The following is a 22,977-nucleotide window of genomic DNA, read 5'->3' as shown; positions in this document are numbered from 1 at the left end:
GGTCCAGCGCTCAGCCCTGCTTGACCCCGATGGTCTCGCTCTCGGGCGCCGCCTCGTACCACGGCAGCCCGGCCTCCTCGCTGTGCTGCAGCTCGGAGATGATCTGCGCGCCGAGCAGGATGATGAGCGTGCCGATCTCGAGGGTCAAAAGGGCGATGATGACCGTGGCCAGCGACCCGTAGACCACGTTCACCAGCGAGATCTTGGAGAAGTAGACCATCAGCGCCCGGCGCAGCACGTCCCACAGCAGCGCCGCCGCCACCCCGCCGGTCAGGGCGCGGCGCCACGACACCTCGGTGATCGGCATGACGCGGTAGGCCGCGGTGAACATGAAGATCAGCGTGACGATGCCGCTCAGCTTCAGGACGAACGCCGGGCCTGACCCGAGGGACAGCTGATAGCCGAACAGCACCACCTCGGCCTCGGCCAGGCGCTCGAGCAGCGCGACCAGGATCGTCAGCACCAGCAGGCCGCCGGCGATGGCGACGATGAAGATGTAGGGCAGCAGCGCCGACATCCAGAAGCTGCGCTGGCGGCGGGCGCGGCTGCGGGCGAAGATCACCGCCAGCGCGCCCTCTAGCATCTTGAACGCCCACGTGCTGAAGAACAGCATCACCCCGAGCCCGATCCCGCCGACCAGGTCGCGGTTGTCGAGCAGGCTCACCACCTCGCCGATGATCACGTCGGCCTGGTTGGGGATCAGCAGGTTGAGCTCGTGGCTGATGATCTCGGTCAGCTGCTCGACGTCCCACACGTGGGTCAGCGCCACCAGCACCACCGCCAGCATCGGCACGATCGACAGCAGCGCGTTGTAGGCGACCCCGCCGGCCAGCAGCAGCGCCTTGTTCTTGCCGAGGTGGCGGAGCACCCGCAGCAGGAAGCTGCCGAGCCGCCGGAGCCGCAGAGAGGCGGCAGCGAGCGCAGCGGAGGAGCGGCCTTCGGGCATCGGCGCGGCTACCATACGCCGTTTTACGACGCTCGGGGGCCGCGCCGGGTCACGCCGCCGGTCGCTGTCACGGTCTTTTCACCGCGGGCCGGGCCTGCTATGCCGCGCCCCGGCGCATGAACTACCGCCACGAGTTCCACGCGGGGGCGGCCCCGGACGTGTTCAAGCACGTCGTCTTGCTGCAGCTCCTGCGCCGTCTCCAGCACAAGCCCGCGCCGCTGTGTTACGTCGACACCCACGCGGGCCGCGGCCGCTATGCGCTGGACCAAGGCGGCGCCGTGCGTTCGCGCGAATTCCAGCGCGGCATCGCCCGGCTGTGGCCCGTCCGCAGCGCTGCGGACCTGCCGCCGGAGGTCGCCGACTACCTCGCGCGCGTCGCCGAACTCAACACCAGCGGCGCGCTCGCCACCTATCCCGGCTCGCCGCGGCTGGCCCGGTCGGTCTTGCGACCCGACGATCGCATGATCCTGTGCGAGCTCCAGCCGGCCGAGGCCGCCGCGCTGCGCGACGAGTTCAGCGTGCGCACCGAGCACGGCCCGCGGCGCGACCCGCAGGTGGCGGTCCACCAGCGCGACGGCTACGAGGCGCTCGCCGCCTTGCTGCCGCCGACCCCGCGCCGCGGCCTCGTCCTCATCGACCCGCCCTACGAGCGGCCCGACGAATTCGCCGCCGCCCTCGCCGGCGTGGAGCTCGCGCGCCAGCGCTGGCCGCAGGCCTGTACCGCGTTGTGGTACCCGATCAAGGGCCCGCTCGCCGCCACGCTGTTGCACGCCGCGGTGCTCCGCTCCGGCCTGCGCGACGTGCTCTGCGTCGAGCTGCGCACGAGGCCTGACGACCCCGCCGTGCTCAGCGGCTCCGGGCTGCTCCTCGCCGGCGCGCCGTGGCAGACCGACACCGTGCTCGGCGCGCTCCTGCCCCGCCTTGCGACGCTCCTGGCCGAGGACGAGTTTCCCGGCGACGCCCGCGTCGACTGGCTGGTCCCGCCCTGATACCGTGCCGGCATGGACGTGGACGGCGCCCCCTGTGCGTTCTGCGAACTCCCGCACCCAAGTGACAACCTCCGCCGCGACTACGAGCTCGACTTCTGCGAGCGCTGCGCCGACGGCCACGCCGAGGTCGCGCTACGCGAGCGCGGCCACACGATCGTGACCCGCGAGTGGCAGACGCGCGACCGCGTCGGCAGCGAGTTCTACACCTTCTATCACTTCTCGATCACCGCCCGCCCGCGCGTCAGCCTGGCCTTCCGCGCCAGCTTCGCCCGCGAGAGCACCCTCGATCGCCAGATCAAGGTGTTCCGCAAGGATCTCAAGGTCGGCGATCCGATGTTCGACGACTTCATCTACATCAGCACGCGCGACCGCGCCCAGGTCACCGCCTTGCTCGACAGCACCGGCGCCCAGACGACCCTGATGGACCTGGTCAGCCGCTTCAACAGCGTCTTCTTCGACGGCGGCGCCTTCGAGGTCCGCGAGCGGGGCACCGAGCCGATCAGCCCCGACGCCCCGGCCATGCTGTCGGTCGCCGCCATGCTCGTCCACCTCGAGCGCACCGCCGCGGCCCCGCCCGCCCCGGCCCCGACCGAGGACCTCGACGAGCCCTGATCTTCGGGACATGTCCCTCGGGACATGCCCATGCGCACATGCGCGAAGGAGCATGCTCTCTCGAGCATGCTCCTTCGGACCTGTCCGGACCGTCAGGCCCGTAGGGTCCCGCCGCGCAGCGACTTCACCAGCTCGCCGAGCGCCGCGGGCCCGCGCTGACCGGCCTCGACCAGCGCCGAGCCGACCACCACCCCGTCGGCGTGCCCGGCCAGCGCGCGCACGTCCTCGGCCTTGCGCACGCCGAAGCCGACCACGATCGGCAGCGAGCTCGCGCCGCGCAGCGTCGCCAGCCCGGCGTGCAGGGCCGGGTCGCTCGGGTCGAGCGGCGCCCCGGTCACGCCAGTCAGGCTGACCGCGTAGACGAACCCGCTGCTGCCCGCCAGCACGCGCGCGCGGCGGGCCGGCGTCGTCGTCGGCGCGACGAGGCCGACCCATCCGAGCCCGCGGGCGCTCGCCGGACCGCGCAGCACCTCGGCGTGCTCGGGCGGCAGGTCGACCACCAACAGCGCGTCGGCCCCGGCCTCGGCTGTCTCTCGGGACAGGCGCTCCGGCCCGTAGCTGATCAGCGGGTTCGCGTACGAGAACAGCACGATCGGCAGCTCGAAGCGGCGCCGGATCTCCGCCGCCAGCGCCAGCGCCCCCGACAGCGTCGCCCCGCTGGCCAGCGCGCGGGTCATCGCCGCCTGGATCGTCGGGCCGTCGGCCGTCGGGTCGCTGAACGGCACCCCGAGCTCGAGCACGTCGAGCCCGCCCTCGCAGGCGGCGAAGATCCGCTCGAGCGAGCCGTTGCGATCGGGGTCGAACCCGGTCAGGTAGCCGACCAGCGCGGCGCGGTTCTCCGCGCGCGCCCGGGCGAACGCATCCGTCACGCGATCCACTCCGGCGCTCATGCTCCCTCCTTGCGCTCGGCGCGGAGCTCGTGACCGTCGACGATCAGCGCCTCCTCGCCCTCGTGCCCCGCCGCCGCCTGGTGGGCCGCGCGGGCCGCCTTGCGCCCGCGCTCGGCCTCCTCGATCAGGGTCAGCGTCGCCGGATCGAGGTGGGTCATCACCGTGTGCATGTCCTTGTCGCCGCGGCCCGACACGTTGACGATCACCACCGCCTCGGGCCCGAGCTCGCGGATCACCGCCGGCAGCGCCGCGATCGCGTGCGCGGTCTCGAGCGCCGGGATGATGCCCTCGGTGCGGGCCAGCAGCTCCGTGGCGGCCAGTGCCTCGCGGTCGGAGATCCCGAGGTAGCGCGCGCGCCCGGTCGCGTGCAGGTGCGCGTGCTCGGGGCCGATGCCCGGATAGTCGAGCCCGGCCGAGATCGAGTGGGCCTCGAGCAGCTGGCCGTCATCTGTCTGAAGGACCAGGCTGCGCATCCCGTGGAACACGCCGATCCGGCCCTTCGCCATGGTCGCCGCGTGGCGGCCCTGCAGCCCCTCGCCGGTGGCCTCGACCCCGAACAGCTGGACCGCCGCGTCGGGCACGAACGCCGCGAACAGGCCCATCGCGTTCGAGCCGCCGCCGACGCACGCCACTGCCGCGTCGGGCAGGCGCCCGATCCGGTCGAGGATCTGCGCCCGCGCCTCGTCGCCGATCACCCGCTGCAGCTCGCGGACCATCAGCGGGTACGGGTCGGGCCCCATCACGCTGCCGATCACGTAGTGCGTGTCGGCCACGCTGGCGACCCAGTCGCGCAGGGCCGCGTTGATCGCGTCCTTCAAGGTCGCCGAGCCGCTCGTCACCGGCCGGACCTCGGCCCCGAGCAGGCGCATGCGCACCACGTTCAGCGCCTGGCGGGACACGTCCTCGGCGCCCATGTACACGGTGCAGGGCATCCCGAAGTACGCGCAGGCGGTGGCCGTCGCCACCCCGTGCTGCCCGGCCCCGGTCTCGGCGATGATGCGGGTCTTGCCGAGCCTGCGGGCCAGCAGCACCTGGCCGATGCAGTTGTTGATCTTGTGCGCCCCGGTGTGGTTCAGGTCCTCGCGCTTGAGGAAGATCCGCCCGCCGCCGACCGCCTCCGGTAGCCGGCGAGCCTCCGTCAGCGGCGTCGGCCGACCGACGTAGTCGCGGAGGATCGCCCGGTACTCGTCGACGAAGGTGTAGTCGGCCCAGGCTTTCGGCCAGGCGCGAGCCAGCTCCTCGACGGCCGGCATCAGCGTCTCGGCCACGTATCGCCCGCCGAATTCGCCGAATTCACCCAGCAGTTCGGGCGGGCCGCCGGGCAGGTTGTCATCGTCGGAGTGGGGTGCCGCGGTCATGCGCCGGGGGATGGTAGCACCGATCGTGCAGCGCCCTGCGCGGGCGCTTTCGCCACGCCGGCCGCGTCTGCGTCGCGCACTCACCTGTCCCGAAGTTCAGCTCACACCCGCGACCACGGCGGGCGGGCCGACCGCCCTCGCCTGCATTCGGGGTCTCCCAGCCTCGCAAAGAGGCTATCCGACCCCAGGTCAAGTCGCGGATGGACCTCGGGGAGCTGCCGGCGTCGCCGCTCCCACCACGTGAATGGGATATCGTACGGCGCGATGCGTGAGGCGGCGTCGAGCGACAGGGTCTCCGCCCTGCCCGCACCCGCGGGCCCCGAGCGCGCGAGCCCACGCCGGGGTGTCGTTCCGTTGCTCGTGCTCGTGCTCGGCGTCGCCGGGCTGGGCCTGGCCGTCGTCCTCTTCGTCGGCGGCGGGCCGCTCGTCCACGCCGCCAGCGCATTCGCCGCGGGAGCCGCCCTGTTGTGGTGTGCCCACGCCCTGCGGGTCCGCGACAGCCTCATCCACGACCTCACCGCCGAGCGCATCGTCCTGCAGGCCTCGCGGCAACAGATCGACTCCGTCAGCCGGGCCAAGAGCGATTTCATCGCCAACATCAGCCACGAGATCCGCACCCCGCTGGCCGGCGTCCTCGGCACCACCGCCCTGCTCGCCGAGACGCCCCTGAACGACGAGCAGCGGGCCTACCTCACCGCCATCCGCGGCGCCGCCGAGGGCCTCATGGCGCTGCTCGGCGACATCCTCGACATGTCGAAGATCGAGGCCGGGCACCTCACCTTCGAGCGCTCGCCGTTCGACCTGCGCAAGCTCGCCGAGGACGTGATCGGCATGTTCGGCTACGTCACCCGCGACAAGGGCCTGGTCCTGCGCCTCACCTACCCCGAGGGCGCCGCGCGGGTGTTCTTCGGCGATCCGCTGCGGATCCGCCAGGTCCTCACCAACCTCGTCAGCAACGCCGTGAAGTTCACCGCCGCCGGCGAGGTCCGCATCGAGATCCGCGTCGGCCCGACCCTCCACGACGAGGCCACGGTCGAGCTGCGCGTGCAGGACACCGGCATCGGCATCACCGCGGAGCAGCTGCCGCGGATCTTCGACAGCTTCGTCCAGGCCGACGCCTCGACCACCCGACGCTTCGGCGGCACCGGACTCGGCCTGGCGATCTGCCGCGCCCTGGTCCGCGGCATGGGCGGCAGCCTCGACGTCGAGAGCCTGCCCGGCAGCGGCTCCACCTTCACCGCCGCGGTCCCGCTCACAGTCGCCAGCGAGCACGACCTGTCCGAAGCGCCAGGTGCGAGCGTGACCGGCATGCGCCGGCTCAAGATCGTGCTGGCCGACGACAACCGGATCAACCGCACCGTCGTCCTCGCCCTGCTCGAGCGGGCCGGCCACACCGTCATCCCGGTCGAGAACGGCCTGGCCGCCGTCGCCGCCGTCGAGGACCACCGCCCCGACATCGTCTTCATGGACTGTCAGATGCCGATCATGGACGGCTATGAGGCGACCACCCGCCTGCGCGAGACCGGCTGCACCGTCCCGATCATCGCCCTCACCGCCAACGCCCGCGCCGACGACCGCGATCGCTGCCTGGCCGCCGGCATGACCGACTACCTGACCAAGCCGATCCGCCCCGAGGACCTCCACCTCGCGCTCCAGCGCCACGCCATCGCGCCCACGCCACCCGAGCCTGCGAGCGACTCCGCCTCCGCCGCGCAGTGAGCCCGTCGGCGCGAGCACCTCGCCTCCGCGCTCGCCTGTCCCTCGGGCCAGATCCGCCCTGCGACCTTCACCTGCCCCTCGGGTCAGCTCTTCGTCGCCTCGAAGCCTATCCCTCGGGCCATCTCTGCGCTGTCTCGCAATCTGTCCTTTGGGACAGTCACCCTGGCACAGACGATGTCGCGCGGACCAGGCGTCTCGCCGGTTGCCACCTGTCCTTCGGGCCATCCTCTCGTGCGATTCCGGGAGAAGCCCGATTCGCATCGGCAGACCCATCTGTGCTGCGCTGAAACTCCCGTGGCGCCTTGACTATCAGAGTGATATCATCTCAACATCACCCCGGAGCCCCGAATGACCTCGATCCAGCAGCAGCGCGCGTTTTCGATCAATGGTTTTATCGCTCTCCTCGCCTGGCTGGCCCTCGCCGGCTACTGCGCCAGCACGATCGTCGACATCGCCCGGACCCAGCAGGTCGACCAGGTCTGGCAGCCGATCGCCATCGGCCTGGTCCTCCTGCTCTCCCTCGGCGGTTTCTTCGTCAACCAGCCCAACGAATCGCGGGTCCTGGTCTTCTTCGGCCGCTACGTCGGCACCGTCGCGGGCTCCGGCTATCACTTCGCCAACCCGTTCGCCGCCAAGCACCCGGTCAGCTTGCGCGTCCACAACTTCAACAGCGAGAAGCTCAAGGTCAACGACGCGCGCGGCAACCCGATCGAGATCGCGGCAGTGATCGTCTGGCGCGTCACCGACAGCGCCAAGGCCCTGCTCGAGGTCGAGAACTACCGCGGCTTCGTCGCCATCCAGAGCGAGACGGCCATCCGCGCCGTCGCCACTCGCTTCCCCTACGACTCGCACGACGGCGAGGTCGCCCTGCGCAGCCACCAGGACGAGATCAACGCCGGCCTGCAGCAGGAGGTCCAGGCCCGGCTCGACGTCGCCGGCCTCGAGGTCGTCGACTGCCGCCTCTCGCACCTCGCGTACGCCCCCGAGATCGCCCAGGCCATGCTGCGGCGCCAGCAGGCCGAGGCCGTCGTCGCCGCCCGCCGTCAGATCGTCGAGGGCGCCGTCAGCATGGTCGAGATGGGCCTGCGTCGCCTCGAGGAGCACGGCATCGTCCGCCTCGACGAGGAGCGCAAGGCCTCCATGGTCAACAACCTCCTGGTCGCCCTCGTCGCCGACCGCGAGGCCCAGCCGGTCATCAACACCGGCAACATCTACTCGTGAGCTCCCATGGTCGAGAAGAAGCGCTTCTTGCTGCGGATCGACCCGGAGCTCCACGCCGCCCTCGAGCGCTGGGCGGCCGACGACCTGCGCAGCATCAACGGGCAGATCGAGTTCGTCCTCAAGGAGGCCGTGCGCACCGCCGGCCGCCTCAAGGATCGCCCGACCGACCCCTACCGCACCAGCGAGGACGAGGAGTGACCCGCTCCTCGATGTCCCGCGAGACATGCCCCGAAGGACAGGCCCGCGGACGAGCCCTCACTTCCCGCCCTTGACCCCGGGGGAGTGACCGGCTCCCCGATGTCCCGCGAGACATGCCCCGAAGGACAGGCTCGCGGGCGAGCCCTCACTTCCGGCCCTTGATCCCGGGATCGTCCCCGAGCGGCCCCGAGCGGACCTCGACGGCCCCGATCCCTGCCGCGCTCAGCACCGTCCCCGGGCTCGCCGCGCTGCGGTGGACGATCGCCAGCCCGCTCGCCCCGCCGCTCGGGTCGGGCGCCCACGTCGCGGCGTGCCCCGCCTGCGGGCGGTCGGGCGCCGCCAGCTCGACCGGTCCTTCCGGACATGTCCCGGCGTGCACTCGCACCAGCACCCGGTTGACCTGCCCGCGCGCGTGGATGCGCGCCAGCGGCTCCTGTCCCATGAAGCAGCCCTTGTCGTAGCTGACCGCCGCCACGAACCCGACCTCGGGCGGGAACGTGCCCGGCGTGATCTCGCGGCCCCACCCTGGCGCGGCCGCCTCGATGCGCCGCGCGTCCCACGTCGCCGGCGACGCCTCGGCGGCGCTCGCCAGCGCCGCCGCCACTGCCGCCGGCGCGCCGAACACCAGCCAGCCCGGCCCCGGGTACTGCGTCGCCAGGCACTCGACGCCGGCGGCGACGAGCGGCTCGGGCCACACCATTGCAAACTCGACATCTTCGGCCCGGGCGAGCGCGACGTCGTCCATGATGATGTGGCGGTCGAGCAGCGCGATCGCCTCGTCCGCGGTCTCCGCGGGCAGCGCCAGGTGCAGCGAACCGTCGCCGCACGCCAGCAAGATCGCCTCGGTGACGAGCTTGCCCTTCACCGTCAAGATCGCGGCCGGCAGCGCGTGACCGGGCTTGGCGGCCTCGACGTCGGCCGACAGGATCCCCTGGAGGAAGCGGCGCACGTCGGCGCCCGACAGGCGTAGCAAAATGCGACGCCCGTGCGGCAGCGCGGCGAGGCGGACATATGTCAGGCCCTGCGGGCCCGCGGACGACTGGAGCGGAGTCACGGCCCAAACCATGGCAATTCCCCCCGGTCCCGCGCAAGCGCGAGCACATCACGGCGAACGCACCCCCGCGTCCGGCCCGCGCCCCTTGATCGCCGCCGCGACCGCCCTTTAAAAGAGTCCCCGTGCCGCAGCCGAGGGCAGCAAGGTTTGTTCGCGCGCTGGGGAGCCTCGTCGTCGCGCTGGCGGTCGCCTCGCCCGTCGCCGCCGCCCCGGCGCCCACCGCCGCACCGGCCGTCCCGGCGCCCGGCGCCTCGCCGCCAGCGCCTGTCTCTTCGACCACGTCCAAACCGACAGGTCCGAAGAGCCAGCCGCCGCCCTCGCCCGATCAGCCGTTCAACCTCCCGACCGCCGCGCGCACCGACGCCTACGGCCCGCGCCCGCCCGGCCTGCCCGAGCTGACGCGCGAGCAGATCGTCGCGTACGGCCTGCAGAACCCGCTGGTGAAGGCCGCCGACGCGCAGATCGAGCAGATGGAGTCGACCCTGCTGCGGGCCAAGTTCTCGTGGGTGCCGGTCATCAAGACCACCACCGCGCTCGCGCCCGGCGTCTACACCCGCTGCCAGGACGTCAAGCTGGAGACCACGGCCGGCGGCGACCCGATCGACTTCCAGTACTGCTCTCCTGCGGGAGCCAACGGCACGGACATCGTCGACGTCGACACCATCAGCGGCTACTTCCGCCAGCTCAAGGAAGCGGGCATCGCTGTCCGCTTCGGCGCCGACTTCATCATCCCGCTGTTCACCTCCGGCAAGATCAAGAGCGGCAAGGAGATGGCGGCCGCGGGCGTCGCCCTGGCCCGGCTCAACAAGGAGCGGACCCGCCAGGAGACCGTCCTCCGCGTGTACCAGGCCCACACCGCGCTGCTGCTCGCGCGCGAGAGCCTCTCCATCCTCGACGAGGCGTGGAAGGTCGTGCAGGAGGCCAAGGGGCAGATCATGGTCGACCTCGGCGAGACCGAGGACGCCGATCCCGACGAGTCCAACCCCGACCGCGATCCCGCCGATCTGCCGCGCGTCGAGCTCGGCGAGCTGACGCTGATGGAGCGCGCTCTCGAGGCCCGCAAGATCGAGGCGGTCGCGCTCGCGACCTTGTGGACGATCGCCGGCGAGGCCGCGCCGGTCGGCTTCGACATCGCCGAGCGGGCGCTCGTCACCGACGGCATCGACGGCGGCCTGCGCGAGCTGCCGCACTACCGCGACCTCGGCGCGCAGCAGCGGCCCGAGGCGAAGATGGCGGCCGGCCTGGTCGAGCTGCGCAAGGCCGGCGAGAAGTTCGCGCGCTCGCAGTTCTTGCCGGACTTCGGCATCGCGGTGTCGGTGCAGATCTCGTACATGAACCAGGCCGACCGCAACATGAAGGCGCTCTATTACTTCGACCGGTACAACTACAACCGCGTCATCTTCGCCTTCGCGATGAACTGGAACCTCGACTTCCACAACAGCTACTTCGGGCTCAAGAAGGCGCGGGCCGAGCGGCGTGAGGCAGAGCACCAGCGAGAGGCCGCGCGCTACTTGCTCGGGCTCGAGGTCGAGAAGGCCTATCGCGACCTGCAGCACGCCGATCGATCGGTCAAGCTGACCGAGCAGGCGACCCGCAAGGCCAAGCAGCTCGTCGTCGACCAGCAGGTCAAACAGACCGTCGGCGGCGGCAACTTCGCCGAGCTCGAGAAGGCCCTGACCCGCTGGGCCGAGTGGCGCTTCAAGCAATTCGAGGCCATCCACGCTCACAACGTCGCCCTCGCGGCCCTCTCCCGCGCGGTCGGCACCTCCCTGGGGGCGTCCCCCAACCCCGCGGCGGCCTCTGCGCCCCCGAACACCATTTCCGTCCCTTCAAGCCCTTGAAACTCGTTCGTAACGGGCTGAATGTCGCACCCAGGGCTGCCGTCCGAGCGCCCACCTCCGAGGCCGAAAATGCCCACTTCCGCTCGCAGTCTCATCGCCGGGTTCGTGCTTTCCACCTTCGTCTTTTTCGGGCACGCGCCCGCCGCTGACGCGGCGAACACTCCGGCATCGCCCTCCGCAGTGTTCAAGGAGCGGCACAACAAGGTCCTCGAGCTGGTGAAGAAGCGGGCCGACCCCGAAACGCTGGCGAAGGAAGTCGACCAGTTGCTCGACTACAAGGCCCTCGCGGAGGCCTCGCTCGGCGGCCCGGCGCGCTACGCCAACAAGTGCGCCCCGCGCTGCGCCGAGTTCGACGCGCTGCTCACCAAGCTGATCCGCGAGAACTACCTCAAGCGGCTCCGCAGCGACAAGAAGTACGAGCTGACCATCGTCGGCGAGGACGCCAAGGTCGGCGGCGACATCCGGGTCATCACCAACATCGCCCTCACGCGTGACGGCAAGCCCGAGGTCGTCGAGGTCGTCTACGTTATGCACGCCGTGGGCGACACCTGGAAGGTCGAGGACATCATCACCGACGGCGTCAGCCTGGCCAAGAACTACAAGTTCGAGTTCAACAAGATCATCCGCGACAAGGGCGTCGACGAGCTGATCTTGCGCCTCGAGAACAAGCTGGTCGAGCTGGCCAAGAAGAACTGAGAGGCGCGAGGGCCCCGGCCCTTGCGACGACGTGCGAGCGCCGCGGCCCGCCTGTGTTAGCCTGAAGGTCGTGGCCCGCGCCGCCGACACCTCCCGAACGAGGCGCCCCAGCCTGACGCTGGCGGCGCCTCTCTTCGTGGTTGCGCTGACCGCCTGCCCGCACGACGAGATCCTCATCGTCGGCGAGTTCGGGCGCCCGCTCCCGCTCGGCAGCGGCGACGCCTCTCCGCTGCCGCGCCTCGTCTATCGCCCCGATGGTTGCCCGGGCGAGGACGCGGCCGGTGGTTGCACTTCGGTCTGCACCACTGCGCCCGAGAGCTGTCCGCCCGACGCCTGCCTGCCGCTCGTGGTCGACAGCGGCAGCCCGATCACCACCCTCGTCGGCGACGGCCCGCCCACCGCGGTGCGCGGCTGCTTCGAGGTCCGCACCGCCGCGGAAGCCCTGGCCGAGCCGCCGATCGAAGGCGCCGCCGAGCAGGCGATCGCCCGCTTCCGCTTCGACTCGACGCCCTACATCCGCCTGCCGCCAGCCACCGCCGACGTCTCGTGGGGTTGGCAGGTCGGCGACGGCACCGCGGCGCCGTTCGTCGGCGGCGTGCTCGGCGGCAACGTCCTGCGCCAGATGGCCGTCCGCTTCACCGACGCGCGCGGCAACGACGGCCCGCAGATCACCTTCTACCGGGAGTTTCCGGGCGTCGAGAGCGCCCTCGCCGATCAGGGCAGCGCCGCCCTCCCGCTGCAGTTCCCGGGCCTCTTGCTCGGCAAGCTGATCGATGACGTGTGTCAGCAGCCCGACGGCGACGACTGCGACCTCGCCAGCTTCGGCGTGTTCGACCGCAACCACCCCGAGAGCGCCCTGCAGTCGACGCGCATGGTGCTCGACGCCTGCCTCGGCGCGCCGCCGGCGGCCGTGGTCTACAGCGCCAACAGCAACAGCTGCGAGCTGGCCTCGGGGCCAGGTAAGCCCGGCAGCTTCCGCTCGCCCACCGGCGTCCCGCGGACCGACCTGCGCGCCGGCTGCGGCCTGCAAGAATTCGCTCTGCCGGCGGACGACATCGACCACGGCCACGACGCCTCGGTCCTGATCGCCACCGGCTTGCCCGGCCTGGTGCTGTTCGAGGACAGCGCGCAGCGCATGTTCGGCAGCCTCGACCTGCCGCCGTGCTTCGGCGACGGCGGCCTCTCGAGCGGCGTCCAGCGCGACACGCCGGCCTGTCTCATCGGACAGACCGGCCAGCTGCGCGCGGCCGGGTGGCCACCCGCCGGCACCGCCGAGCGCCCGCTGATCGAGCTGCGCGTCCGCAGCCTCGCCCTCGTCCCCGGTCTGACTCAGACCACCGGCCAGACGGCCTGTCAGCGCCTCGAGGTGCGCCTCCGCGCCCTCCGCTCGCAGTGCAACATGGCCGCCCGCGAGAAGGTCCCGCGCACCGCCGCCGACAACTGCCGCTCGGCCACCGACAACCTGACCCCCGGCTCGGCCGGCTTCACCAGCGCGGCCGTGGTCGGGCAGGCGTTCGTGGCCAGCGACGGCCGCGTCGATCCCAACCGGTGGCTCCCGACCCTCGTCGTCCCGGCCGATCACCCGCTGGCCTCCGCCGTCCGCCGCGACACCAGCCCCGAGGCGCTCCAGCTCGACGGCCTGGTCGGCACTGCGCTGCTGCGCGGCACCGACGTGGTCCTCGACTACACCGACCCGACCCCCAGCGTGCGCGTCGCCTGCACCGACCCCGACGACGGCAGCTGCCTCGCCATGCCCGCCTGTGTGCCGCGCGACGATCCGCGGGCGGTCGTGCCCGCGTGCTGCTACGGCCTGCCGGAGGACCTGCTCGTCAGCCTGATCCGCGACCACAGCGCCTACGGCTGCTGCGCGGCGCTCTCGCCGGCCACCGTCGACGAGCTGAACAACGCCGAGGCGATCGCCGGCCGCGAGCTTCCCTGCCCCGTGCGCGGCCGCTAGGTGAGGCTCGGCGGCGCCCTGCCAACTCTGGTTGGCGCGTGACCGCACGCCCGTCGCGGCGCGCGCCCGAGCGCACCACGCGGCGCCACGCGGCCCGGCGTCGTATGGTTCAGGTCGCCATCATGTCTCCGACCGACGCGTTCGACGCTGCCACCCTCAGCACCTACGCCTGGGCATTCGGCCAGGGCGTCCTCGTCGACCTCACGCCCTGCGTCTATCCGCTGATCCCGATCACCGTCGCGGTGTTCGGGGCCAAGGGCGTCTCTCGCGGTCGGGCGCTGTTCCTCGCCAGCGCCTACGTGCTCGGCATGGCCACGCTCTACACCACGCTCGGCATCGTCGTCGCGCTGTCGGGCGGCCAGTTCGGCGCCTGGCTCGGCGAGCCGGTGGTGGTCCTGCCGATCGTCGCAGTGCTGCTCGCGCTCGCGGCCAGCATGTTCGGCGCGTTCGAGCTGCAGCTGCCGGCCTCGGTGCAGACCCGCCTCAACGCCGTCGGCGGCACCGGCCCGGTCGGCGCCTTCCTCATGGGCCTCGTCAGCGGCTTCATCTCCGCCCCGTGCACCGGCCCGGTGCTGCTGTCGCTGCTCGCGGTCATCGCCAAGGGCGCGGCCGAGGGCGACAGCCTGGCCTACGGCGCCAGCTTGCTGTTCACGTACGCGCTCGGCATGGGCACCCTGTTCTTCGCGGTGGCCCTCGGCGCCAGCCTGTTCCGCCCCGGCCGGTGGATGGAGTACGTCAAGAGCGTGTTCGGCGTCGCCCTGCTGGTGATGTCGCTGTGGTTCCTCGCGCCCCTCAGCCCCGAGCTGCGCCGCTTCCTCGCCGACCCTACGTGGGGCGTGTGGCTCGGCGCGGCGCTGACCCTGATCGGCCTGTTCGCCGGCGCCATCCACCTCAGCTTCTACGGCGAACCGCTCGAGAAGGCCCGCAAGGGCGTGGCCGTCACCGCCACGGTCCTGGGGATCCAGGTGCTGATCAACAACACCGTCTACGTCCCGTCTGGCTCGTGGAAAGAGGTCCACACCATCGCCGAGCTCGAGGAGGCGCTCACCCGCGCCCAGGACCGCAACCTCCCGGTCGTCATCGACTTCGGCGCCACCTGGTGCGCCCCCTGCCTCGAGATGGAGAAGCTGACCTTCCACCACGAAGAGATCGAGCCGGTCCTCGAGAGCCGCTTCGAGCTGATCAAGATCGACGTCACCCAGGAGACGCCGGAGAAGCAGACGATCAAGCGCGCGTTCAGCAGCGAGACCCTGCCGAGCGTGCTGGTGTTCCCGTCGCAGGTCCGCTTCACCGAGCACTTCGACGAGCTGCGCAGCGGCACCGCCATGCCCGAGCCGGCCCACCACTTCCACAAGTACACGCCCGCCGACCAGTTCGGCCCGCTGATCGCCCAGGTCCAGTGACCTGGCCCGCGGGGCATGTCCCAAGGGCCATGTCCCCGGCGCCATGCCTCGAAGGGCATGTCCCATGCGACATTCCCTGCGATACCGGCGTCACCGCGCCTCGGCGTCCCGCCTCGACGAACCTCGGGAGCTACGGCTGCCCGTCAGGCCGCACCGTCCAGAGCTGGGCCAGTGAAGCGCCGGGCGTCGCATCCCTCGGATGCCAGCGTCGCCGGCTCACGCCTGCCCGTCAGCGCCGCCGCCGGCGCCCGAGCCCCAGGAGCACCAGCCCGACCGCGAGCCAGCCCTCACGCCCGCCCGCACCCGAGCGGCACGCGCAGCCGTCCTCGTCGTACTGCCCGTACCCGTCAGGCAGAGCCGCGCCGCTGAGCACCGGCGGGCCGGCCTCGTCGCCGCCGGCCTCCGCCTCGCCCTCGCCCTCGTCGTCCGTGGTCGGCTCGCCGCTGCCAGGCCCGGAGGTCGGCGCCTCGGTCGGATCTGGCAAGCCGGTCTCGCCGACCTCGCCCCCGACCTCACCGCCGACCTCGCCCGCGCCCGTCTCGCCCGCGCCCCCGGTCTCGCCCCCGCCCGTCTCTCCGCCGCCGGTCTCCCCGCCACCGGTCGGATCGGGCGGATCGACGGCCACCGGATCGACTGCGATCGCCACGCGCACGCCCGGGTACACCGCCAGGTCGACCAGCTCCGCCGCCGGCTCGTACAGCCCCGGCCCGGCCACGTCGAGCGCATGCGACCCCGCACCGACGGGCGGCAGGTTCACGAAGCCGTTGGCGTCGACCGCCAGCCCCGGCCCGCCGTCGAGGCTGACCGTCGCGCCCACCGCTGCCATCGCCGCCGGCGCGCACATGGCAGTGAAGTGAGTCGGATCGACGAACGCCTCCGCGTCGAGCCCGTTGACCCCCGCGCACGGCCCCTGACCGGCCTCCATCAGCAACCGCCGGCGCGCGCCGATCGGCGCCGACGCGTGCAGGTACGTCACTTTCGTACCGGCGGCGATCGGACACAGTTCGGGCGCGGTCAGCAGGTCGGTCGACTCGGCAGTGCGCTGCAGGTACGTGCTCACCGTCGCGGTGATGGTGCACAGCTTGCTGCGGTCGACCACTGCGACCTGGATCTGGCCCTGCGGCACCACGTCCTGCACGAGCCCCATGTACATGTCCCAGTTCCAGCCGCCGCCCGGGTCGGTGTGGCTCTGGTTGGGCAGCTCGACGTGGCCGAGGATGTGATCGCGGTCGACCGGGATGTCGTGGCGCGTCGTGATCCAGCGCGCCAACCTGGCCGAAGAGACATACGTCTCCCACGTGTACCACTTGGCCGGGTCGTCGACGTAGCCCTCGTGCTCGATGCCGATCGACGTCGCGTTCGACGAGCCGACGTGCCACGCCTTGTCCTTGTCGAGGACCATCTGCGTGACCTCGCCGTCGGCCGAGCGCATGATGTAGTGGCACGACACCTGCGCGTCCGGGTTCTTGAACCACGACTTGGTGCCGGAGTAGCTGCCCTGCATCGTGTGCACGACGACGTGCTGGTACGACGTGATGCCGTTCACCGAGTAGTTGCACGAGCAGGCCGGGTCGAACGCGGCCGCCAGCGGGTACTCCGGATCGGCGCCCAGCGGCGGCGGCGGCTCGATCGCCCACGACTCGAGCTCGGCCGGGCGCCAGTGGTCGTCCTCGCGCTCCTGCTCCGGCGGCACGGCCGCCAGCGGGTGCGCCGCGGCTGTCCCCGCGGACAGGCCAAGAGTCAACGCGCCGACCCACAGCGCCGCGCGGCGCGTCCAGTCCGTGGAGACACCCGTCATGAGACGACGCTAGCCCCGGCCTCGCCCAGACGCAACCGCCCGCCCCGCGCCTGTGCGCCCAGCTACTGCACCGGCCGGGCGGCCCTGCGCCCCGGCACGGACGCCCGCCGCTGCGCCGCCCACACAGGCCGGCCGACGAGGCCGCGAGAGGGTCCACTCGCACGCCGGTGCGACGAGCGAGCCCGCCAATCGTGCGACGAGCGATTCAGACTTCGCCGAACTTGCCGCTCGGCGTTACAGGCTGGCCGCTCAGAGCAGCTGCTCGAGCCGTGCGCGGTTGAACCCGACCATCAGTTCGCCGCGCACGTCGATGACCGGCACGCTCCCGGTCTGCACGCCCTTCTCCTTGGCCTTGGCCCGCAGCTCGCCGGCCGCGGTCGAGTCCTTCTCGATGTCCTTGGCCACGTACTTGACGCCCTTCTTGTCGAGGTACGACTGCACCTGCTTGCAGACCCCGCACCACTCGGTCTTGTAGACGATGACGTCCGCCTCGCGCGGGGCCACCACCGGCGCCTCGAGCCCCGGCGGCAGCTCGACCGCGCTGCTGCGACCGAGCCCCAGCGCCAGCTCCTCGAACTGCGCGCGCGGCACGGTCGACAGCTTCCACGACCCGTCGGCCTCGGGCGTCTTCAGGTTCGCCGCCCACACCGTCCCGTCGGGCGGCTGCGGGCCCTGCAGCAGCGTCACCCGCACCAGCCCGCGCGCCTCCTCGGGCACGTCGGCCGGCTTGCCGGTGTCCTTGAACTGCCCGCGATCGCCCGCGAACGTCAAAATCGCGTCTTTCGCGTCGGCCGGCAGCACCGCCGCGCCCGCCTCGCCGGCCTCGGCCGTCGCCGGGGCCGCCTGCGGCCTCGTCGGCGCCGGCGGCTTCTCCGGCTCGCAGCCGCCTGAGCACAAGATCCACAGTCCGAGCAAGCTCGCGCACCTTCTCGTCATGGCGGCGCGAGTATAAGCCGCCACCGCGGTCCGGGCCTGGTAGGCTCGCGCCCGCGCCATGGTGAGACTCGCATCCGGAGGGCCGCCCGAGGGCCGCAGCGTGCTCGCGCTGCTGCGGGCCGTGGTCGCCCTCGTCGTCACCCTCACGATCCTCACCTTCGCGCTCTACTCCGGCTATCTCTCGTACACCGACCTGTCCCCGGAGGAGGTCCGCGTCCCCGCCGCCGAGCTCACCGTCGACCGCGCCGGCCGGCGCGTCGCCTACGGCCGGTCCTCGCTCACCCGCGAGAACCGGCTGTGGTTCCTCCACCTCGAGGGTCCGCCGGAGGAGATCGGCGACGCCCACGGCCGCCTCGCCGCCCGCCTGTGGGGGGAGCTCGACCGCGACGTCGCGCGCCTGCTGCGCAACCGCTACCCCGAGGGCCTCGAGCGCTGGACCGCCGACATGGTCATGCGCTGGGACTTCCGCGAGTCCGACCACAGCCTCGCCCCGGGCGTCCGCCGCGAGCTGGCCGCCCTGGCCGCCGCCATGCCCGAGGCCGGCGGCGAGCGGCTGTCGAGCTACCACCGCCTGTTCCTCGACCAGAGCTTCGTCGAGCTGACCCGCCGCCTCGACGACGTCCTGCTCGAGGGCAACATGTTCGCCGCCGCCGCCCGGCCCAAGGGCGGCGGAGAGCGCGGCAACCTCGTCATCGGCCGCAGCTTCTTCGCCGACCTCGGCCTCGACGTCGAGCCCGACCGCCTGGTCACCATCGTCCACCCCGACGGCAAGTACCCGTTCGCCTCGGTCGGCTGGGCCGGCCTCATGGGCGTCGTCACCGGCATCAACGCCCGCGGGATCTTCGTCGCCCTCGACCCCACGCGCACCGACGACGCGCTCGAGGAGGGCGTGCCGCTGCCGCTGATCCTGCGCCAGATCCTCGAGGACGCCGACACCCTCGAGCAGGCGCTCGAGATCCTGCAAGCCGCGCCGGCGCGCACCTCGGGCGCAGTGCTGGTCGGCGACGGCCGCCAGCGCCGCGCCGCGGTCGTCGAGCTCGCGCGCGACCGCGACGACCGCAAGCCCCGCGGCGACGACCAGGCGCTGGTGTGGGCCACCAATCACATGCTGCGCGAGTCGTTCGAGCGCGACGCCCAGAACGACCGGATCCGCCGCTTCACCTCGAGCGGCTACCGCTACGACCGCCTCGGCGAGCTGCTCGCCGAGGCGCCGGTCGACCCGGCGCGGGCCGTGGCGATCCTGCGCGACCGCAAGGGCCTCGGCGGCAGCGAGCTCGGGCTCGGCAACCGCAACGCGGTCGACAACCTCCACCTGACCCACGCGGTCGTCGTCGACGCCACCGCGATGGTGATGTGGGTCGGCGAGGGCCCCTCGGCGCTCGGCCGCTTCCGCGCGATCGACCTGCGCCACGCTCTCGGCCGCCGCCAGGAGCGCCCCGCCCCGCTCGACGACTTCCCCGCCGATCGCCTGCTGCACAGCGAGGAGTACAGCGACTACAAGGAGGCCCTCGAGGCCCTCGGCCACGCCCGCGGCCTGCTCGCCCGCGGCCTCCCCGAGCAGGCCCTGGCCTCCGCCAGCGTCGCCCTGGCCCTCGCCCCCGACGTCGGCGAGCTGCACCGCTTGCTCGGCGACATCGAGCGCGAGCTCGGCGACCTCGCCGCCGCCCGCCGCCACTACGAGCGCTACCTCGAGCTGGTCCCCGGCCGCCTGCGCGACCAGGAGCGCGTCCGCGGCCTGCTCGAGGAGCTCCGCGAGTAGGTCCGCAAGGACATGTCCACCGGGGCATGTCGGCACGGGCATGTCCGCCAGCGCATGTCCTCGAGGTCATGTTCTCCAGGACATGTGAGGCTCGCCGCCCTCGGTGCGGACCGCCCACGCCGTTGGGACGCACGGTCCCTTGCCAGCTGGCGCCCCCCCTTCGCACCCCGCGTGCGCAGACTCCGGTCGCCGCCCGATGAACGGCCGCGTCCGGTGATGCAAGATGGGCGCGGGCCGCCCGATGGTCACGCCCTCCTCGCCTTGCCCCGACGAGTCCGCGCTGCTCGACTTCGCGGCCGGGGCCCTCGACTCGGCCCCGCGCGCGGACCTCGAGCGGCACGTCGACGGCTGCGTCGCCTGCTTCGAGGTCCTCGCCGCGCTCTCGGCCCCCGCCGAGACCCAGGGCCCGAGCGGGGCCGCCGGCCGCTACAGCATCGAGCGCGTGCGCGGTAGCGGGGCCATGGGCGTCGTCTACGAGGCCCACGACCCGGTGCTCGACCGCACCGTCGCGGTCAAGGTCCTGCGCGCCGACCTGCAGCCGACCGAGCAGCGCCGCCTCCGGCTGCTGCGCGAGGCCCAGAGCCTCGCGCGCATCGATCACCCGAACGTCGTCGCGGTCCACGACGCCGGCGAGGCCGGGCCCGACGTCTACATCGCCATGGAGCTGATCGACGGCGAGCCGCTCGACGTGTATCTGGGCCGGCAGCCTCTCGGCTGGCGCGAGGTCGTCGATCTTTTCGTCCAGGCCGGCGAGGGCCTCGCCGCCGCGCACGCGGCCGGCCTCGTCCACCGCGACTTCAAGCCGTCCAACGTCCTCGTCGACGCGCGCGGCCGCGTCGTCGTCACCGACTTCGGTCTCGCCGCGCCGCTGGACGCGTCCGACCAGCCGCCCGCGGGGCCGGGCGGCTCGCTGCTCGACCACAGCCTCAGCGCCACCGCGGCCCGCCTCGGCACCCCGGCCTACATGGCCCCGGAGCAGTTCAGCGGCGGCCGGGCCACCGCCCAGACCGATCAGTTCGCGTTCTGCGTCGCCCTGGTCGAGGCGCTCAGCGGCCAGCGGCCGTTCGCCGGCACCTCCGCAGAGATGTGGACCCGCGCCCAGGCCCGCGGCCCCGATCTGTCGCGCCTGCCCGGCCCGGCGCGGCTGGCCCGGGTGCTCGCGCGCGGCCTGGCCTACGAACCGACCGCGCGCCACCCGTCGATGCGGGTCCTGCTCGCCGAGCTGCGCGCCTGCCAGGCGCTGCGACTGCGCCGGATCGCCGCAGCGATCGCCACCGCAGCGCTCGCCGGCGCCGCGACCTCCGCGTGGTTCGTCACTCGCCCGCCGGCCGGCTGCGACGCCCCGCTCGCCGACGCCTGGGGCCCGCAGCGGCGCGCCGACGTGGCCGCCCGCCTCGCCTCCGACACCGCCACCGACGGCGAAGCCGGCGGCCACCTGCGGAGCTCCAAGCAGCGGGCCCTCGCCGGCCTCGACGCCTACGCGGACGCGCTCGCGGGCGCCTACGAGGCAGTCTGCCCCGAGCTGCCGCGGACCGTCGAGCGCGCCCCTCGCGAGCAGCGCGGCCAGTGGACCTGCCTGCAGAGCCGCCGCGCCGCCCTCGACGCCCTCACCGCGCGCCTCGCCGACGCCACGCCCGCCGCAGTGCCGGCGCTCCTGGCCGTGGTCGGCGATCTCGAGGCAGTGTCCGAGTGCGTGTCGCCGCGGCTGGCCCTGCGCAACCTGCCACAGCCCGACGACCCCGAGCTCGGCGCGCGCGTGCAGGCCCTCCGCCTCGAGCTCGCGGTGGCCCGGCTCAAGCAAGAGGCCGACGATCCCGCGGCCCGCGGCGAGCTCGCGGCGCTGCTGCAGGCCAGCGAGGCGCTCGGCTACGCCCCGCTGCAGGCCGAGGTGCTCGGCCGCCTCGCCCTCGTCGACCTTCAGGCCTACGCCTACGACCAGGCCATGCAGCAGTTCGGCGCCGCCTATGCGATCGGCGTCCGCGAGGATCACGAGCCCGCCGCCGCGCTCGCGGCCCGCGGCCTGATCATGACCCTCAACCAGAACAGCCGCTTCGACGAGGCCCGCGTGTGGGCCGAGGCGGTCGCGCCGATCCACCGCACCGCCCGCGAGCGCATCGAGCTCAGCCTCGTGCGCACCCACCTCGCTCGCCTCGACCTGAAGCTCGACGAAGCCCAGCGCCACGTCGACGAGGCCTTCGCCCTGCGGGCCACCGACGAGGGCGCCCAGGCGGCCGCCGCTCAGCCCAAGCTCGACGCCTTGCTGAACACCGCCTACGGCGACCTGCTCGTCACCCGCGACGACTATCACGGCGCACTGCCTTACTACGAGCAGGCCCTGCAGCTGCAGCGCGACCGCCTCGGCTCGGGCCACGCCGGCGTGATCGACCTGCTCGTCGCCCTCGCCGAGGCCGAGCGGCTCGGCGGCGAATCTGCCGTCGCCCGGCCTCACCTCGAGGAGGCCCTCGCCGCCGCCGACGAGCTCGGCATCACCTTGCCCAACGGCTGGGCCAACCTCGGCGAGCTCCAGACCGCCGCCGACGAGTTGGAGCCCGCCCTCGCCTCCTACCGCCGCGCCCGCGAGACCGGCCCCGGCGGCATGTTCGACGCCATCATCTCGCTCAGCGAGGCCTTCGCCCTGCGCCGCCTCGGGCGCGCCGAGGACTCGCGCCGCGCCTGCGAGGCCGCGATCGCCGGCATGGCCGCCGAGCTCGGCGCCGATCATCCCCGCACCCACGACATCCGCGAGCAGTGCGGGCAGATCGAGGAGGTCCATGCAGTCGAGCGCTGACGCGCGGGTCCACGCGATCGTGGCCGCCGGCCGGCGCGACTGGCCCGGCATCGAGCTGACGCCGCGGCTCGAGCAGGCCATCGAGCGCCACGCGCAGACCAGCGCCCTCGCGGTCGTCGATCCGGCCGAGGTCTACCTCGCCCTGGCCTGCCTCGGGGACAGCGCCGCGGCCATGCGGCTGTTCGAGCGCCGCTACCTCGCCTCGGCCGAGCCGGCGCTGGCGACCTACCGGCTCGGCCCGGACGAGCTGCTCGAGGTGCGCCAGCGCGTGCGGATCCGGCTGTTCGTGCAGCAGCGCGACGGCGTCCCGGTGGTCCTGCACTACGCCGGCCAGGGCCGCCTCGGCGGGCTCGTCCGCGTCGTGCTCGTGCGCGAGGCGGTGCGCCTGCGCTCCGCCGCGACCCAGGCCGCGCTCACGATCGAAGCCATCGAGCCGCGCGACCCGGAGCTCGCCCTCGCCGACGACGAGCGCCAGGCCCTGAGCAAGCAGGCCTTCGAGCGCGCGGCCGCCCGCCTCAGCGGCCGCGAGCGCTGCCTGCTCCGCCTCCACTACGTCCGCAGCGTCAGCGGGGCCGCGATCGCGGCGATGTACGGCGTCCACCGGGCCACCGCCGTCCGCTGGCTCGAGTCGGCGCGCCTCCACCTCCTGCAGCACCTCTCGACCGAGCTGCGGACCCTCGCGCCCAACCTGTCCCCGGCCCGGCGCGAGCAGCTCGAGACCTGGTTCGACACCCACCTCGAGCTGTCCCTCAGCCGCGTCCTCGCCACCAGCTCCAGCTGACATGTCCGCACGGACATGCCCGAGCGAGCAT

At 72.6% G+C, this 22,977-nt stretch carries 18 protein-coding genes; 12 read left to right on the top strand and 6 right to left on the bottom strand.

The window, feature by feature from the left end; genetic code table 11:
• Positions 1-10: 10 nt before the first annotated feature.
• Complete coding sequence (locus OV090_RS25435) at positions 11-946, bottom strand: YihY/virulence factor BrkB family protein (protein WP_267707199.1); 936 nt, start codon at positions 944-946, stop codon at positions 11-13.
• A gap of 116 nt (positions 947-1,062) precedes the next feature.
• Here OV090_RS25435 and rlmJ point away from each other — a divergent pair, with 116 nt between their 5' ends.
• Entirely contained in the window at positions 1,063-1,935 is an 873-nt protein-coding gene (gene rlmJ, locus OV090_RS25430) for a 23S rRNA (adenine(2030)-N(6))-methyltransferase RlmJ (protein ID WP_267707198.1), read from the top strand.
• A 12-nt stretch (positions 1,936-1,947) separates the two neighbouring features.
• Positions 1,948-2,547, top strand: coding sequence for a hypothetical protein (locus tag OV090_RS25425; protein WP_267707197.1), 600 nt, complete (start codon positions 1,948-1,950; stop codon positions 2,545-2,547).
• Positions 2,548-2,639: 92 nt separating this feature from the next.
• Here the strand turns inward: OV090_RS25425 and trpA are convergent, their stop codons facing one another.
• On the bottom strand, positions 2,640-3,437 hold the full coding sequence (gene trpA / locus OV090_RS25420; protein ID WP_267707196.1) for a tryptophan synthase subunit alpha: 798 nt from the start codon (positions 3,435-3,437) through the stop codon (positions 2,640-2,642).
• On the bottom strand, positions 3,434-4,795 hold the full coding sequence (gene trpB, locus OV090_RS25415) for a tryptophan synthase subunit beta (RefSeq protein ID WP_267707195.1): 1,362 nt from the start codon (positions 4,793-4,795) through the stop codon (positions 3,434-3,436). The genes trpA and trpB overlap by 4 nt, the downstream gene beginning before the upstream one ends.
• Before the next feature lie 360 nt (positions 4,796-5,155).
• Here trpB and OV090_RS25410 point away from each other — a divergent pair, with 360 nt between their 5' ends.
• The 3 genes from OV090_RS25410 (at position 5,156) to OV090_RS25400 (ending at position 7,933) form a co-directional block, all read left to right on the top strand.
• Positions 5,156-6,514, top strand: coding sequence for an ATP-binding protein (locus OV090_RS25410; protein WP_267707194.1), 1,359 nt, complete (start codon positions 5,156-5,158; stop codon positions 6,512-6,514).
• 348 nt (positions 6,515-6,862) lie between these two features.
• Entirely contained in the window at positions 6,863-7,735 is an 873-nt protein-coding gene (locus OV090_RS25405; protein ID WP_267707193.1) for an SPFH domain-containing protein, read from the top strand.
• Positions 7,736-7,741: 6 nt separating this feature from the next.
• Positions 7,742-7,933, top strand: coding sequence for a toxin-antitoxin system HicB family antitoxin (locus OV090_RS25400; RefSeq protein WP_267707192.1), 192 nt, complete (start codon positions 7,742-7,744; stop codon positions 7,931-7,933).
• A gap of 145 nt (positions 7,934-8,078) precedes the next feature.
• Here the strand turns inward: OV090_RS25400 and OV090_RS25395 are convergent, their stop codons facing one another.
• Positions 8,079-8,987, bottom strand: coding sequence for a hypothetical protein (locus OV090_RS25395; RefSeq protein ID WP_267707191.1), 909 nt, complete (start codon positions 8,985-8,987; stop codon positions 8,079-8,081).
• 122 nt (positions 8,988-9,109) lie between these two features.
• Between OV090_RS25395 and OV090_RS25390 the strand changes: the two genes are divergently transcribed.
• The 4 genes from OV090_RS25390 (at position 9,110) to OV090_RS25375 (ending at position 14,884) form a co-directional block, all read left to right on the top strand.
• Entirely contained in the window at positions 9,110-10,828 is a 1,719-nt protein-coding gene (locus OV090_RS25390) for a TolC family protein (protein WP_267707190.1), read from the top strand.
• A gap of 69 nt (positions 10,829-10,897) precedes the next feature.
• Positions 10,898-11,524 (top strand): ABC transporter substrate-binding protein, encoded by a 627-nt coding sequence (locus tag OV090_RS25385; RefSeq protein ID WP_267707189.1) that lies wholly within the window; start codon positions 10,898-10,900, stop codon positions 11,522-11,524.
• Between the two features lie 70 nt (positions 11,525-11,594).
• Positions 11,595-13,481 carry a hypothetical protein gene (locus tag OV090_RS25380; protein ID WP_267707188.1) on the top strand — a complete coding sequence of 629 codons (1,887 nt, stop codon included), beginning with the start codon at positions 11,595-11,597 and terminating at the stop codon, positions 13,479-13,481.
• Positions 13,482-13,603: 122 nt separating this feature from the next.
• Positions 13,604-14,884 (top strand): cytochrome c biogenesis protein CcdA, encoded by a 1,281-nt coding sequence (locus tag OV090_RS25375; RefSeq protein ID WP_267707187.1) that lies wholly within the window; start codon positions 13,604-13,606, stop codon positions 14,882-14,884.
• A 229-nt stretch (positions 14,885-15,113) separates the two neighbouring features.
• On the opposite strand, the gene OV090_RS25370 is transcribed toward OV090_RS25375, so the two are convergent.
• Together OV090_RS25370 and OV090_RS25365 are read right to left on the bottom strand one after the other, a co-directional pair.
• The gene (locus OV090_RS25370; protein ID WP_267707186.1) at positions 15,114-16,682 is read right to left on the bottom strand and encodes a peptidoglycan recognition family protein; all 1,569 of its coding nucleotides are present in this window, start codon (positions 16,680-16,682) and stop codon (positions 15,114-15,116) included.
• A gap of 249 nt (positions 16,683-16,931) precedes the next feature.
• Positions 16,932-17,618 (bottom strand): glutaredoxin domain-containing protein, encoded by a 687-nt coding sequence (locus OV090_RS25365; protein ID WP_267707185.1) that lies wholly within the window; start codon positions 17,616-17,618, stop codon positions 16,932-16,934.
• Between the two features lie 58 nt (positions 17,619-17,676).
• Between OV090_RS25365 and OV090_RS25360 the strand changes: the two genes are divergently transcribed.
• The 3 genes from OV090_RS25360 (at position 17,677) to OV090_RS25350 (ending at position 22,946) form a co-directional block, all read left to right on the top strand.
• Positions 17,677-19,377, top strand: a complete 1,701-nt coding sequence (locus OV090_RS25360) for a C45 family peptidase (protein ID WP_267707184.1) — start codon at positions 17,677-17,679, stop codon at positions 19,375-19,377.
• 241 nt (positions 19,378-19,618) lie between these two features.
• Positions 19,619-22,165 (top strand): serine/threonine-protein kinase, encoded by a 2,547-nt coding sequence (locus OV090_RS25355; RefSeq protein ID WP_267707183.1) that lies wholly within the window; start codon positions 19,619-19,621, stop codon positions 22,163-22,165.
• A complete protein-coding gene (locus OV090_RS25350) occupies positions 22,149-22,946 on the top strand; it encodes a hypothetical protein (RefSeq protein ID WP_267707182.1) in 798 nt (265 codons plus the stop codon). The genes OV090_RS25355 and OV090_RS25350 overlap by 17 nt, the downstream gene beginning before the upstream one ends.
• The last annotated feature ends 31 nt before the right edge of the window (positions 22,947-22,977 follow it).

Origin of the sequence: Nannocystis sp. RBIL2, assembly GCF_026626745.1 — a bacterium.
GTDB lineage: Bacteria > Myxococcota_A > Polyangia > Nannocystales > Nannocystaceae > Nannocystis.
The sequence above is the reverse complement of the archived record's forward strand: the minus strand, read 5'-3'. Positions and strand labels throughout refer to the sequence as shown.

Coding starts and splice junctions, on each gene's coding strand:
- OV090_RS25435 (WP_267707199.1), bottom strand. CDS start 946: ATGCCCGAAGGCCGCTCCTCCGCTGCGCTCGCTGCCGCCTCTCTGCGG.
- rlmJ (WP_267707198.1), top strand. CDS start 1,063: ATGAACTACCGCCACGAGTTCCACGCGGGGGCGGCCCCGGACGTGTTC.
- OV090_RS25425 (WP_267707197.1), top strand. CDS start 1,948: ATGGACGTGGACGGCGCCCCCTGTGCGTTCTGCGAACTCCCGCACCCA.
- trpA (WP_267707196.1), bottom strand. CDS start 3,437: ATGAGCGCCGGAGTGGATCGCGTGACGGATGCGTTCGCCCGGGCGCGC.
- trpB (WP_267707195.1), bottom strand. CDS start 4,795: ATGACCGCGGCACCCCACTCCGACGATGACAACCTGCCCGGCGGCCCG.
- OV090_RS25405 (WP_267707193.1), top strand. CDS start 6,863: ATGACCTCGATCCAGCAGCAGCGCGCGTTTTCGATCAATGGTTTTATC.
- OV090_RS25400 (WP_267707192.1), top strand. CDS start 7,742: ATGGTCGAGAAGAAGCGCTTCTTGCTGCGGATCGACCCGGAGCTCCAC.
- OV090_RS25385 (WP_267707189.1), top strand. CDS start 10,898: ATGCCCACTTCCGCTCGCAGTCTCATCGCCGGGTTCGTGCTTTCCACC.
- OV090_RS25375 (WP_267707187.1), top strand. CDS start 13,604: ATGTCTCCGACCGACGCGTTCGACGCTGCCACCCTCAGCACCTACGCC.
- OV090_RS25370 (WP_267707186.1), bottom strand. CDS start 16,682: ATGACGGGTGTCTCCACGGACTGGACGCGCCGCGCGGCGCTGTGGGTC.
- OV090_RS25365 (WP_267707185.1), bottom strand. CDS start 17,618: ATGACGAGAAGGTGCGCGAGCTTGCTCGGACTGTGGATCTTGTGCTCA.
- OV090_RS25360 (WP_267707184.1), top strand. CDS start 17,677: ATGGTGAGACTCGCATCCGGAGGGCCGCCCGAGGGCCGCAGCGTGCTC.
- OV090_RS25355 (WP_267707183.1), top strand. CDS start 19,619: ATGGTCACGCCCTCCTCGCCTTGCCCCGACGAGTCCGCGCTGCTCGAC.
- OV090_RS25350 (WP_267707182.1), top strand. CDS start 22,149: ATGCAGTCGAGCGCTGACGCGCGGGTCCACGCGATCGTGGCCGCCGGC.